Source organism: Pseudoalteromonas sp. S3785 (assembly GCF_005887365.1).
GTDB lineage: Bacteria > Pseudomonadota > Gammaproteobacteria > Enterobacterales > Alteromonadaceae > Pseudoalteromonas.
The window spans coordinates 1-12,910 of record NZ_PNCT01000027.1 but is presented as its reverse complement, the minus strand read 5'-3'; the positions used below and the strand labels follow the sequence as shown (position 1 = coordinate 12,910).

The window sequence follows — 12,910 nt, the reverse complement described above, 5'->3', positions numbered from 1 at the left end:
CACTTTAAAGCACTTTACTCATAAACAAGCTATACGGATCTTGCTCATAATTCCCAAATGGTTCGCATTCTTTAAAACCAAATTGAGTGTAAAGCTTTTGTGCGGGCAAAAATGCCTCTGCTGTTCCAGTCTCTAAGCTTAACTTTTTATAACCTCGCTGTGTTGCTTGCTCAATAATATGCGTGAGTAACTTAGCGGCTATACCTTGGCATAAATAACTGCTTGAGGTGCGCATTGATTTAATTTCGCCATGCGTTGTATTTAGCGCTTTTAATGCGCCAACACCCGCTAAATTATTATCAACCCACAAGCTATAAAAAGTTATATCGGGCTGGGTGAGTTTAGTTACATCCAGCGCATGTACGCTCTCAACAGGCGAGTGTTTTAGCATATCGTTATGATGTGCTTGTAGTAACTTTATAATGTGTGGGTTTGAAAGCGCGTCTGTTCTAATATCCATTTATACCCCATTTAATCCTTGGATTTAATGCTTTAGGGCTTTAATTAAAGCCCTAAAGTAAAAAGCTATATTTAGGCTGCTAGTTTCCACACTACAAACGCAACAGCAAAACCAACCAAGTACACTAAACCTAACCAAGTTAAGCTGCGCAATAGTACACTGTGTTTAATGGCGGGCTCTGAGCGTACAAGGCTAAAGTTAAGCCATGCAAAAACAGGTGTTGTTACAAAGGCTAGTGTCATGGCAAAGGTAAGCATGGGGCTAAGAGCTGATTTAAAAAATAAAATAACCGCCATACCGGCAAGTGCTTGTAGTATTAACCAAATATTTAGGCTGTGTTTTGACTGCCCAAAGCCAAGTAATTTATGAGATTCGTCTAGCGTGCGCGCGTAGCCGTCAAGTACAGTTAGCGTAGTGCCAAACATACATAAAAAGGCAATAGCTGATACAAGCGGCCTTGCCCATTCGCCTATTGTGAGTGCATACATATCAATAAGCTGTTTAGCAAAGGCAACCCCACCAAGCTCTATATTGCTGCTTTGCCCATATTGCACCAGCACTCCTAAGCTAAAAAATACTAAGGCTAAGCACGCTGTTAACCAATAGCCTAAATTAAAATCAAACAAGCCTTGGCTTTTAGACACTGTTTGCTGCGCTTGTTTTTCTTTAAGCCATAGCGAGCTAAGCGCTGATATTTCTATTGGTGCTGGCATCCAACCCATTAATGCGACCATAAAACTAAGCATAGCAAGCTCATATGGTGATGGACCAACATAATCAGCTGGCGCCATTGGGCCATTACTAAACGCAATAACCAGCGCAATAACAGTAGCAAGCGTTAATAGCCCCATAATGCCTTTTGCAACGCTGTCGAGCGCTTTAAAGTGCCCTAACAATAATATAGCTAAGCATACCCCGAGCAATATCCAACACAGCAGGGTTACCTCTATCACTACAGGCAATGCATAATGCAGTAAACTTGCTGTGAGCAGCAATACACCAGCAGTATTTACTATGGCAGCAAGTATGTTTAGCCCTATAAAACTATAAAAATAGACAGGGCCTTTATTTTTATAGCCTTCTACTAAGCTGTTTTTAGTTACTAATGTGTACTCCATACCAAAACGAAAAAATGGGTATTTTAATACATTAACCGCCAATATAAGCCAAAATAGTTGCCAGCCAAATAATGCGCCAGCTTGAGTGGATGCAACCAAATGGGAGCCACCTATTGCGGCGGTTGCCATTAAGATACCAGGGCCTAAGGCGCCCAATCGAGATTTCCAAGAAGTGTGTGTTTGCTGCATTAATTTCTCAATATGTGTGTGTTATATATACAAAAGATTAAGTTTTATAATTAAAAAACATAAAGAGAGAACAACTTACCTAAAATCAAGGCAATAAAAAAGAGCCATAAGGCTCTTTTTTATAGTACTTTGGGACTAAAGGTTATTTTAGCTCCATCTCTTGGATGATCTCATGCGCTATTTCTGGCGTTGTGCTTACAGGCTTTTCGTGTAAATTTGCTTTTATTTGCCCTTTTCGATGTTTTAGTGCTGCATCGAGTTTTTTAGCTGCGCTGGCAATCGCTGGGTACATAACTTCATTTTCCCCTTTTACCGATATACGCGCACCTTCGTAATTTGTGCTAATTTCTGCTTGGATTTTGTGATGCTCTTTAGACAATATAATGTCGAGTGCAATAAGTGATGGAAAGTGGCTCTCGATTTTTGAAAACTTTTCGTTGATATGCTCTCTAATAGAGTTAGTAACGTCTACATGGTGACCAGAAAGATTAATTTTCATAGGGTATCCTTTTATTTGTTACCTCATAAATAGTATTGGGGGCTATTTAGATTAACACAAGGAAAAAGCACTGTTTTTTAAAATTAATTTGTTACTCAAACTGATTTAAATCATACGTTGTGCAAAGTTTATGCAAAGCCCATAAACTATGGGCTTTCAGACGTCTAGCCTTAAGCGTTTAGTCTGTATACGAACAGCAATAGTCAGCAAACTCACTTACTTTTACTTTAAAGCTAACATTGGCATCAACGTTAAATGATTCACCCGCGGTAAATGTTTTCCACTCACTCTCGCCTGGTAATAAAATCTCCCACTGGCCACCTAAAAGCTCCATTAATTCTTTTTTACTGGTATCAAATACAAATTCGCCCGGTTGCATAAAACCTAGCGTTTTGGTTGTGCCATCATTAAACACCACGGTACGGCTTGATACTTTACCGTCAAAATATACATTGGCTTTTTTAATTACGCTTACATTTTCAAACTGAGACATTTTAGCTCCTGCTATTAATTTAAGATTTTTGTTTATAAATTTTATCGCACTACCTTGCCTGATAGAAAAATGCCTTGCAAGGAAAGCGCTGTGAAAATTACTCATCAAGAAGCAAAAGTTTAAAATAAAAATATTATGGCGGAAATAGACTTTGGGCAAAGGGTTATGAACCTCTAACAGAGCTTTTAGTAATCTATACACAAAGAGAACTAAGAGGAGCTTCGCTTTAGAGAAAGTGTTAAAACCCATGAAAGGCAGAAATAGCCTTAGCTAATTTAAGCATTATTAGAATTATCAGTAATTAGATTATCGTGATCTGGAGGTAAATCACTGAGCTTTATTGTTTCCATAATCCGCTGTTGTGATTCAAGTGCATGCTTAGCCCATTTTTTATGCTTGTCAGAGCGATCAACACGATGGTTAAACTTTACTTCTAAAAAAGCATGCTCACTTAATGGCAAACAATAAAAATCGTGGCGAGAAAGAACATTACCTCTGCATTCTTGGTAAAACACCCACTGGTAATTATTAATAATTATCTCTTTAGCCGCCGGTAATGGCGGTTGACCATAAACCTCAATACGGCCTAAGATTTCTTCTTCTAACTCATCAGGCTCAAAGGGGACGGCCATTTTACTAGATTCTAAGGTAGTATCATTTTTAATTTCAGTGTTGTCACCATCAGGTCCCCAATGATAATTATCATACTCATCAATTACAAAGCGTCTTAACTGCGTAGTATCAAGAACATTGATTTTATTGGTTTGTTTAATCCGTAACTGACAACTGAGCATGCCATACTCACTACTGGGCAAATAACTAACTGGTGGCAAATACATCCAGTTTTCAGTGAGCATATGCACGTATTCATGGTGTAAATAGTTTTTTTTATGTTGGTTAAACCAGCTGGTTGAATTATGCGGAAATGAGATATCGATGGAAGATGGTACAGCTGCGACATTGCTATCCGGCACATCGAGAGTGAGTAGCTTATCTTCTAGAATAAGACGATGGTGGATGCAGTTTTCAAAACTAGGCCCGCCAATAAAACTACGGTAAAAAGCCTTGGCTAAATTAATCATTCTTAGAATTATCAGTAATTAAATTATCGTGATCGGGGGGTAAATCACTGAGTTTAATTGATTCCATAATTCGCTGCTGTGATTCAAGTGCATGCTTAGCCCATTTTTTATGCTTATCTGAGCGGTCAACACGATGATTAAATTCAACCTCTAAAAATGCATGCTCACTTAATGGTAAACAATAAAAGTCTTGACGAGAACGCTTATTACTTTTCTTTATTTGATAAAACACCCATTGGCGATCATTAATAATTACTCCTTTAGCTGCCGGCAGTGGCGGATAACCATAAGATTCAACGCGCCCTAAAATTTCCTTTTTCAGTGCTTCGCCTTCCCATGGGTTTGCTCTTTTATTCGACTCTAGCTTAGTATCATTTTGAAGCTTAGTGTTATAACCATCTGACCCCCAATGATAATTATCATACTCATCAATTACAAAGCGTCTTAATTGCATAGTATCAAGAACATTGATTTTATTAGTTTGCTTAATTCTTAGTTGGCAACTAAACATGCCATACTCACTGCTTAGTAAATAACTTACTGGAGGCAAATACATCCAGTTTTCAGTGAGCATATGCACGTATTCATGGTGTAAATAGTTTTTTTTATGTTGGTTAAACCAGCTGGTTGAATTATAAGGAAACGAGACATCAATGGTAGACGGCACTGCTGAGACGTTGCTATCAGGCACATCGAGTGTTATCAGCTTGTCTTCTAGAATAAGACGGTGGTGGGTGCAATTTTCAAAATTAGGGCCTCCTACAAAACCACGGTAAAAAGCTTTGGTTAATTTGATCATAATCGCGCATCCGTAGGCGGTAGAGTTTTAATAAACTTTCTTACTATATCGGCCTTATCGTTATAGCCCAGCATTTGCAGTTGGTCTGCATAGGTGATTAGGCCTAAAAATGGCAAAGTGTGTGGGCTTGCAAAAGCATCATCACCTGTAACTAAGCCTTTAAATTTCATCGAACGGACAAGACTGCTTGATGATAAGTCATTACGCCCCGCTAAGTTAGGCACTAAGTCATAGGGGTTATTACGCACTGAGACTACTTTTAAGCCCGTACTGTTAGCAATGCGTTTTAAACGTTCGACATTTGAGCCTGAGCCATGCACCGCGAGTTGCTGACCTGTAAGTGGCTTACCATAGTGAATGCGATAATGTTCTAGCGCGGCGCAAAAAATGATTGCCCCTTGGCTGTGCGCCAGCCATTTCACCTGCTTTCCTTGCTGATTATTTTGTGCCAGCACGGCCGCTAAATGCTGGGCATTATGGGATTTTGTACCTAAGCGCTTATCAAATACGCACTCCACTAAATCGAGCTTTGCTCGATCTGTGGGGTTATGAAACAAGGTATAAGCTTTTATGCCGTCTCCCTCATAGGCTCTATCAAGGTGAGTACCCATTAACCATGTAGCTTTGGTAAGCTCATTTTGCATACCATTGACTGCTGCGTGCTGTGTATTGACACGCGTAACCGGAATAGGATCAGCTTTCCATGCTCCTTGTATTTCTCTTATTTCTTCTTTGCTTATTGCTTTTTCATAGGTGTGATTACTAAGCCTTTGGACTTCATAAAGCATCGTACGCTCTGCAGCAAAATTATCTTTAGATCCCTGTAATTGCCTGTCGAAAAGTATATCTTCCAAATTGATAGAATTATTTTTAAGTGAGTATTCTATCAAAAAATGGTAATTACGGAACGGGTACTTTGTTCGCCACAAACGGCGCAGCGGGTTACGGCTATGCTTAATTGAGTTTGTGGCATTAGGGTTCGCGCATATTTGAATGATATCGGCACTGACCATTTTTAAATCATAGTCATTGAGCTGCGATAGCATAGCGAGAGCTTGGCAAGTAAATTTAACTTTATTAAATGGAAAATTAACGGGGAGATTAACACCAAAATCACGACAACTTAGCGCGTCAAGAGGGATTACAGAATGGGCATTGATAGTTTTATTGAGTTTTGACCAAGACATATTTCTTCCTTGTAAATGAGTCTGTGCCCGAAATGATACTGCAAACTAATTTTTAGAGCAAAAATAATTTTATGCTGTAATTACCTTTATTTGGACGTTTACCAGCCTTAGTATACGCTTAAAACTAATGAATTAGCTCTAAACGCCTTTGAAGTCATAGCCAATCATCATTTATGGTAACAGCTTTGATTGTTTTACGCCGCCTAAAGCACGACTTTCACTACAACTTTTTATAAATAACTAGTGCTAAAACCTCCCCCCCATTGTAAATTTACCTGTGAGTTAAACTGACAGCTGATAGCTTAAATCTGTCAGCTCTGAAATAAAAAAAGCCCGCCCTGATTTACACAGGGCGGGCTTTAAAATATTAAATCAATTGATTAAAACAAGGCGTTTGCTTTATTCACAATGTTTTCTACTGTAAAACCAAAGAACTCAAACAGCTCATTTGCTGGTGCAGACTCACCAAAGGTCGTCATACCTACTACTGCGCCATTTAGGCCTACGTACTTGTACCAGTAATCAGCAATACCTGCTTCTACTGCTAAGCGGCGTGTAACGGCTGAAGGTAGTACGCTTTCTTTGTATTCGGCGCTTTGATCTTCAAACGCATCAGTACACGGCATAGAGACAACACGTACCTTTTTACCTTGGCTGCGTAGTTCTTTTGCTGAGTCTTGCGCTAGTTGTACCTCAGAACCAGTAGCAATAATAATTAGCTCAGGGTTGCCGTCACAGCTAAGGATGTACCCGCCCTTTTTAACATCTGCTAATTGTTGAGCGTCACGCGATTGTTGCTCAAGGCCTTGGCGAGTAAAAATAAGTGATGTAGGGCCATCTTTACGCTCTATAGCTTGTTGCCATGCAATTGCCGACTCAACTTGGTCACACGGGCGCCAGTTGTATAAGTTTGGCGTTAAACGCATGCTAGCAATTTGCTCTACCGGTTGGTGAGTTGGACCGTCTTCACCTAAACCGATTGAATCATGTGTGTATACAAAAATGCTTGGTTGCTTCATTAGTGCAGCCATACGTACAGCGTTACGCGCATATTCCATAAACATTAAGAAAGTAGCACCGTAAGGAATAAAGCCTTTATGAAGGGCAATACCGTTCATAATTGCCGACATACCAAACTCACGTACACCGTAATAAACGTAGTTACCACTTGCATCGTCTGCAGTTAATCCTTTAGAGCCATCCCAAATTGTTAAGTTTGAGCCAGCTAAGTCGGCTGAGCCACCCATGAATTCTGGTAAAATTGGGCCAAAGGCGTTTAATGCATTTTGTGATGCTTTACGCGATGCTGGATTTGCAGGGTTTGCTTGTAACTGCTCTATGTACTCTTGTGATTTTTGTGCCCAATCAGCAGGTAAATCGCCAGCTGTACGACGTTTAAATTCTGCTGCTAGCTCTGGGTACGCATCTGCGTACGCTGCAAACTTTTCGTCCCAGCTTGATTCAAGTTCTTGCCCTTTAGCTTTTCCATCCCACTGTGCGTAAATATCTTCAGGAATTTCAAATGCCTCGCCAGTCCAACCTAAAAATTCGCGAGATGCTGTAATTTCGTCATCACCTAAAGGTGCGCCGTGACAATCGTGGCTACCCGACTTGTTAGGCGAGCCATAACCAATCACTGTTTTACAACAAATAAGCGTTGGTTTATCGGTAACACTTTTAGCTTCAGCTATTGCAGCACTGATTGCGTCGCTATCGTGGCCATCTACGCCACTAATTACGTGCCAGCCATACGCTTTAAAACGTGCTGGTGTATCATCGCTAAACCAACCTTCTACTTCACCATCGATTGAAATGCCATTGTCATCCCAAAAAGCAACTAACTTGCCTAGGCCTAAGGTGCCCGCAAGTGAACATGCTTCATGAGAAATACCTTCCATTAAACAACCATCACCCATAAATGCATAGGTGTAATGATCAACAATGTCGTGACCTTCACGGTTAAATTGTGCAGCCAATGCTTTTTCAGCAAGTGCCATACCAACCGCGTTTGTGATCCCCTGACCTAATGGGCCCGTAGTGGTTTCGATACCTGGCGCGTAACCGTACTCTGGGTGGCCAGGTGTTTTTGAATGCATTTGACGGAAGTTTTTAATTTCATCAATTGGTAAGTCGTAACCACTTAGGTGCAGCAGAGAATAAATAAGCATTGAACCGTGGCCGTTTGAAAGAATAAATCTGTCACGGTCAGCCCACTCTGGATTAGTTGGATTATGCTTTAGATAATCGCGCCATAATACTTCTGCGATATCGGCCATGCCCATAGGGGCTCCAGGGTGACCAGATTTGGCCTTTTGTACTGCGTCCATTGACAAGACGCGAATAGCATTTGCAAGTTCTTTGCGAGATGGCATGAATTCTCCTACCTTTATGTGTATTTGCGCGGGTACTAATGTGCTCGTTTATACCCTTAAGTAACTTAAGAGCTGTTATAGCAACCATTCTTACTTAATGTGGGTGCTGTGTGCAATTAAAAACCCCATAAAAATGGGCTATTATGAATATTTTTTAAGACCAAAAAGTGATTACTCATTTTATTTAGACGTCTAGGCGTAAAAACACTATGCAAGCAGTTTCGTTTTAGATAAAATACGCCCCTTAATTTTTTAGCGCTAATACCGACGTTTGTGAAGCGCAATATTTGTGAGCAGAAATACAATGGCAAAACATTTATTTACTTCTGAATCTGTTTCTGAAGGTCATCCGGATAAAATCGCCGATCAAATCTCTGATGCGGTACTTGATGCTATCCTAGAGCAAGACTCTCATGCCCGTGTTGCGTGCGAAACTTACGTAAAAACCGGTATGGTTATGGTTGGTGGTGAAATCACGACTAGCGCATGGGTTGATATTGAAGAAATTACACGTAAAACAGTACGTGAAATTGGCTACACGCATTCAGACATGGGTTTCGATGCAGACTCGTGTGCTATTTTAAACACCATTGGTAAGCAGTCTCCTGATATTAACCAAGGTGTAGACCGTACTAGCCCTGAAGAACAAGGTGCTGGCGACCAAGGCCTAATGTTTGGTTATGCATGTAACGAAACAGAAGTGTTAATGCCTGCGCCAATTACTTACTCACACCGTTTAGTACAGCGCCAAGCCCAAGTACGTAAAAGCGGCGAGCTTAATTGGTTACGCCCAGATGCAAAATCGCAAGTAACTTTTGCATACGAAAACGGCAAGCCAGTAGGTATTGATGCAGTTGTACTTTCTACTCAGCACGCTGAAGAAATCTCGCAAAATGATTTAGTAGAAGCCGTGATGGAAACCATCATTAAGCCGGTACTTCCTGCCGAGCTTATTACAAGCGCGACTAAATTTTTCATTAACCCAACGGGTCGTTTTGTAATTGGCGGACCTATGGGCGACTGTGGTTTAACAGGTCGTAAAATTATTGTAGATACATACGGTGGTATGGCACGTCACGGTGGTGGTGCTTTCTCTGGTAAAGATCCATCAAAAGTTGACCGCTCAGCGGCATATGCTGCACGCTACGTAGCTAAAAACGTAGTGGCTGCAGGCCTTGCTGATAAGTGTGAGCTGCAAGTATCTTACGCAATTGGTGTTGCAGAGCCTACCTCTATCAGCGTTGAAACCTTTGGTACAAGCAAGCTTGAAGAAGGTCGCTTAATCGAACTGATTCGCGAGCACTTTGACCTACGCCCTTATGGCTTAATTCAAATGCTTGATTTAGAGCGCCCAATTTATCAACCAACAGCGGCTTACGGTCACTTTGGTCGTGACGAATTCCCTTGGGAACGTACAGATAAAGCAGATGCACTACGCGCAGCTGCTGGCCTTTAAGCCAACGCATTAAGTTAAAAAACGGCCCTTTTAAGGGCCGTTTTTATATCTAAAGCAAAAGTTAGTAATGAGTTTTAGCGAGCCCTCGAATTACTTGCTGTTTTAGGTATATACTCTTTGCATAATAAAAGCTTAAGGGATAAGTAAATGGCCAATAATTTTCGCGTTATGTTTGTAGGGCTCGCTGAGGGCACTGAGACTAAAACTGCCTGCGTTAATTTAGCAAATAAACTAAAAACGTCTGAAGATAAAGTAACACAGTTTTTTAACGGCAAGACACTCTTTGCACCAAGCAATAAAGACAAAGCCCTAAAGCAAGCCAAATTACTCGCAAGTTTAGGCATTAAAAGTAAGTTACAAGCCACAGGTGAGCAGCCTCCTCAAAACCCTAGTGCAGCTAGTCAGCGTGATGAACGGATTTTTGATGCCCTCGATTACATAACAAGCAGCCTGATCCGCCTAGAAGAAAAGCTAGAAGAGCTAGAACAAAGGCTTCCAACCAATGAGCTAAAAAGCCCTGCAGACGAAAGCGATGAGTGGCAAGAAGATGATCTAATGCTTGACGAGCAGCTCGATGAACCTGTTAAAGCGCGTAGCAATATTTTGTTATATTCACTGATTGCCACCGCCGTTTTACTACTGATTGTGCTTGCTGTTTACTTAGCTTTTCCTGATTTAGTGTCTATTTAATCGAAGGTGCGTAATTACAATGAGCAATAAACGTACACAAATACGCCAATCTATTCGCCAATTACGCAATAATTTATCAAAAAAGCAGCAAGAAAAAGCCGCTGCACAGCTAAAGTTGAATTTTACTCAACAGCTAAATAGCGAGAAAACAGCCTCGAAAAAACAGATAGCCATTTACTTTAGTAACGATGGAGAATTAGATACATCGTTGTTAATTAACGAGTTATGGCGACAAGGCCATACTCTTTACTTACCCGTTATACACCCGTTTAATGGGGCTACGTTGCTATTTCAACGCTATGAAAAAAACTCACCCATGAGGGCAAATCGCTATGGTATCTTGGAGCCTAAGCTGAACTGCTCTCAAATATGCCCATTAACTGATTTAGATTACTTACTGATGCCACTTGTTGCATTTGATAATCAAGGTAACCGATTAGGAATGGGGGGTGGATTTTACGATAAAACACTGGCGCAATTACACGCATACAATTGGCAAAAACCGCAACTTATTGGCCTAGCACACAGCTGCCAAAAAGTAGATGCACTGCCAATTGAATCGTGGGATGTTCCACTTAAAACCATTATTACTCCTGATAAAATTTATCACTGGTAATATACACCCACTACACATTTGAAACATGAGCATAACAATGACGCAAGACGAATTAAAAAAAGCAGCTGCGTGGGCTGCACTCGAGTTTGTAAAAGAAAACACCATTGTTGGTGTAGGCACAGGCTCTACCGTAAATCATTTTATTGATGCCCTAGGCACAGTAAAAGACACCATAACGGGGGCGGTATCTAGCTCTGAGGCTTCAACAGCGCGCCTACAAGCATTAGGTATTGAAGTGTTTGAGCTAAACGATGTAGATGTGCTTGATGTTTATGTAGATGGCGCAGATGAAATTAATGCCCATAACGAAATGATCAAAGGCGGCGGCGCAGCACTTACCCGCGAAAAAATAGTCGCAGCCGTTGCAAAACAGTTTGTGTGTATTGTTGATGACACAAAATTAGTAGATACATTGGGCGACTTCCCACTTCCGGTAGAAGTTATACCCATGGCACGCAGCTACGTAGCGCGTGAATTATTAAAACTTGGTGGCGACCCTGTTTACCGCCAAGGCGTAGTAACCGATAACGGTAACGTTATTTTAGATGTACACAATTTAAGTATTAGTAATGCCAAACAACTTGAAACACAAATTAATTCAATTGTTGGCGTAGTTACCAACGGCCTATTTGCGATGCGCGGTGCTGATAAAGTAATTATCGGCACTAAAAATGGGCCACAAATTAAATAGGATGAGGTTATGAGTAAGGTATCGTTAGCAAAAGACAAAATTAAAATTCTCTTGCTTGAAGGTGTTCACCAAAGCGCTGTAGAAACGCTTAAACGTAATGGTTACAGCAACATCGATTACGTAAAAACATCGCTACCTGAGGACGAACTTAAAGAGCGTATTAAAGATGTGCACTTTGTAGGGCTTCGTTCTCGTACTCATATTAATCAAGCCGTTTTAGACTCAGCTGAAAAGCTAGTAGCCATTGGTTGCTTTTGTATTGGTACTAACCAAGTTGACTTAAACGCAGCGCGCGAGCGCGGTATTGCGGTATTTAACGCACCGTTTTCAAACACGCGCTCTGTCGCAGAGCTGGTACTTGGCGAAATACTCTTGTTATTACGTGGTATTCCACAACGTAATGCAGCAGCGCACCGTGGCGGCTGGTTAAAAACAGCAACAGGCTCATTTGAAGCTCGCGGTAAAACACTCGGGATTATTGGCTACGGCCACATTGGTACGCAGCTTGGTATTATGGCTGAAAACATTGGTATGACCGTAGAATATTACGATATTGAAGATAAGCTATCTTTAGGTAATGCCACGCAAATTCATAACCTAACACAGCTTTTACAGCGCGCTGATATTATTAGTTTACACGTACCAGAAACACCGCAAACTAAAAACCTGATTGGCACTGCTGAGCTTGCCGTAATGAAGCAAGGTTCTATTTTAATCAACGCTTCACGCGGTACTGTGGTAGATATTGATGCACTAGCAGAAGCGCTTAGCGAGAAAAAACTAAGCGGCGCTGCTATTGATGTATTCCCTGTTGAGCCAAAATCTAACGAAGAAGAATTTGTATCGCCACTGCGCGAATTCGACAACGTTATATTAACGCCGCACATTGGTGGCTCAACCCAAGAAGCGCAAGAAAACATTGGTATTGAAGTAGCCGGTAAATTAGCTAAATACTCAGATAATGGTTCAACTATTACGGCTGTTAATTTCCCTGAGGTTTCGCTGCCAGAACTTGCTAACCGTAGCCGCTTATTGCATGTACACCACAACCGCCCAGGTGTACTTACGCAAATTAACCAAGCATTTGCCCAGCACGGTATTAACATTGCCGCTCAGTACTTACAAACTGATGAATCAATTGGTTATGTAGTTATTGACGTAGATACCGATCAATCAGAAGTTGCACTTAAAGAGCTAAGTGCAGTAGAAGGTACAATTAGAGCGCGTATTCTTCACTAATCAGCTATCAGCTATCAGC

At 41.0% G+C, this 12,910-nt stretch carries 13 protein-coding genes; 5 read left to right on the top strand and 8 right to left on the bottom strand.

Going from position 1 to position 12,910, the window contains the following annotated elements; translation table 11 throughout:
- Positions 1–4: 4 nt before the first annotated feature.
- The 8 genes from CWC17_RS07785 to tkt all read right to left on the bottom strand — a co-directional run bounded on the left by CWC17_RS07785 (position 5) and on the right by tkt (position 8,199).
- Positions 5–460: a GNAT family N-acetyltransferase gene (locus CWC17_RS07785; RefSeq protein ID WP_138612527.1), complete on the bottom strand. Its 456-nt coding sequence runs from the start codon at positions 458–460 to the stop codon at positions 5–7.
- A 71-nt stretch (positions 461–531) separates the two neighbouring features.
- Complete coding sequence (locus tag CWC17_RS07780) at positions 532–1,767, bottom strand: NRAMP family divalent metal transporter (RefSeq protein WP_138612526.1); 1,236 nt, start codon at positions 1,765–1,767, stop codon at positions 532–534.
- Positions 1,768–1,909: 142 nt separating this feature from the next.
- On the bottom strand, positions 1,910–2,266 hold the full coding sequence (gene hpf / locus CWC17_RS07775; RefSeq protein ID WP_024033129.1) for a ribosome hibernation-promoting factor, HPF/YfiA family: 357 nt from the start codon (positions 2,264–2,266) through the stop codon (positions 1,910–1,912).
- 178 nt (positions 2,267–2,444) lie between these two features.
- On the bottom strand, positions 2,445–2,759 hold the full coding sequence (ppnP, locus tag CWC17_RS07770; protein ID WP_055016910.1) for a pyrimidine/purine nucleoside phosphorylase: 315 nt from the start codon (positions 2,757–2,759) through the stop codon (positions 2,445–2,447).
- Positions 2,760–3,034: 275 nt separating this feature from the next.
- Entirely contained in the window at positions 3,035–3,841 is an 807-nt protein-coding gene (locus tag CWC17_RS07765) for a hypothetical protein (protein ID WP_138612525.1), read from the bottom strand.
- Positions 3,834–4,640, bottom strand: coding sequence for a hypothetical protein (locus tag CWC17_RS07760; protein ID WP_138612524.1), 807 nt, complete (start codon positions 4,638–4,640; stop codon positions 3,834–3,836). The genes CWC17_RS07765 and CWC17_RS07760 overlap by 8 nt, the downstream gene beginning before the upstream one ends.
- Positions 4,637–5,827 (bottom strand): hypothetical protein, encoded by a 1,191-nt coding sequence (locus CWC17_RS07755; protein WP_138612523.1) that lies wholly within the window; start codon positions 5,825–5,827, stop codon positions 4,637–4,639. Before CWC17_RS07755 ends, CWC17_RS07760 begins: the two co-directional genes overlap by 4 nt.
- A gap of 380 nt (positions 5,828–6,207) precedes the next feature.
- Positions 6,208–8,199 (bottom strand): transketolase, encoded by a 1,992-nt coding sequence (gene tkt / locus CWC17_RS07750; protein ID WP_055016909.1) that lies wholly within the window; start codon positions 8,197–8,199, stop codon positions 6,208–6,210.
- A gap of 304 nt (positions 8,200–8,503) precedes the next feature.
- Here tkt and metK point away from each other — a divergent pair, with 304 nt between their 5' ends.
- From metK to serA, 5 genes are all read left to right on the top strand, one after another.
- A complete protein-coding gene (metK, locus tag CWC17_RS07745; RefSeq protein WP_004586168.1) occupies positions 8,504–9,655 on the top strand; it encodes a methionine adenosyltransferase in 1,152 nt (383 codons plus the stop codon).
- 147 nt (positions 9,656–9,802) lie between these two features.
- Positions 9,803–10,345, top strand: coding sequence for a hypothetical protein (locus CWC17_RS07740; protein WP_055016907.1), 543 nt, complete (start codon positions 9,803–9,805; stop codon positions 10,343–10,345).
- Positions 10,346–10,364: 19 nt separating this feature from the next.
- On the top strand, positions 10,365–10,961 hold the full coding sequence (locus tag CWC17_RS07735) for a 5-formyltetrahydrofolate cyclo-ligase (RefSeq protein WP_138612522.1): 597 nt from the start codon (positions 10,365–10,367) through the stop codon (positions 10,959–10,961).
- 37 nt (positions 10,962–10,998) lie between these two features.
- Positions 10,999–11,652 (top strand): ribose-5-phosphate isomerase RpiA, encoded by a 654-nt coding sequence (gene rpiA, locus CWC17_RS07730; RefSeq protein WP_138612521.1) that lies wholly within the window; start codon positions 10,999–11,001, stop codon positions 11,650–11,652.
- A gap of 9 nt (positions 11,653–11,661) precedes the next feature.
- On the top strand, positions 11,662–12,891 hold the full coding sequence (gene serA / locus CWC17_RS07725) for a phosphoglycerate dehydrogenase (protein ID WP_055016904.1): 1,230 nt from the start codon (positions 11,662–11,664) through the stop codon (positions 12,889–12,891).
- The last annotated feature ends 19 nt before the right edge of the window (positions 12,892–12,910 follow it).

Bases quoted from the DNA above. Each gene is read 5' to 3' on its own strand.
- CWC17_RS07785 (WP_138612527.1), bottom strand. From the start codon at position 460: ATGGATATTAGAACAGACGCGCTTTCAAACCCACACATTATAAAGTTA.
- CWC17_RS07780 (WP_138612526.1), bottom strand. From the start codon at position 1,767: ATGCAGCAAACACACACTTCTTGGAAATCTCGATTGGGCGCCTTAGGC.
- hpf (WP_024033129.1), bottom strand. From the start codon at position 2,266: ATGAAAATTAATCTTTCTGGTCACCATGTAGACGTTACTAACTCTATT.
- ppnP (WP_055016910.1), bottom strand. From the start codon at position 2,759: ATGTCTCAGTTTGAAAATGTAAGCGTAATTAAAAAAGCCAATGTATAT.
- CWC17_RS07765 (WP_138612525.1), bottom strand. From the start codon at position 3,841: ATGATTAATTTAGCCAAGGCTTTTTACCGTAGTTTTATTGGCGGGCCT.
- CWC17_RS07760 (WP_138612524.1), bottom strand. From the start codon at position 4,640: ATGATCAAATTAACCAAAGCTTTTTACCGTGGTTTTGTAGGAGGCCCT.
- CWC17_RS07755 (WP_138612523.1), bottom strand. From the start codon at position 5,827: ATGTCTTGGTCAAAACTCAATAAAACTATCAATGCCCATTCTGTAATC.
- tkt (WP_055016909.1), bottom strand. From the start codon at position 8,199: ATGCCATCTCGCAAAGAACTTGCAAATGCTATTCGCGTCTTGTCAATG.
- metK (WP_004586168.1), top strand. From the start codon at position 8,504: ATGGCAAAACATTTATTTACTTCTGAATCTGTTTCTGAAGGTCATCCG.
- CWC17_RS07740 (WP_055016907.1), top strand. From the start codon at position 9,803: ATGGCCAATAATTTTCGCGTTATGTTTGTAGGGCTCGCTGAGGGCACT.
- CWC17_RS07735 (WP_138612522.1), top strand. From the start codon at position 10,365: ATGAGCAATAAACGTACACAAATACGCCAATCTATTCGCCAATTACGC.
- rpiA (WP_138612521.1), top strand. From the start codon at position 10,999: ATGACGCAAGACGAATTAAAAAAAGCAGCTGCGTGGGCTGCACTCGAG.
- serA (WP_055016904.1), top strand. From the start codon at position 11,662: ATGAGTAAGGTATCGTTAGCAAAAGACAAAATTAAAATTCTCTTGCTT.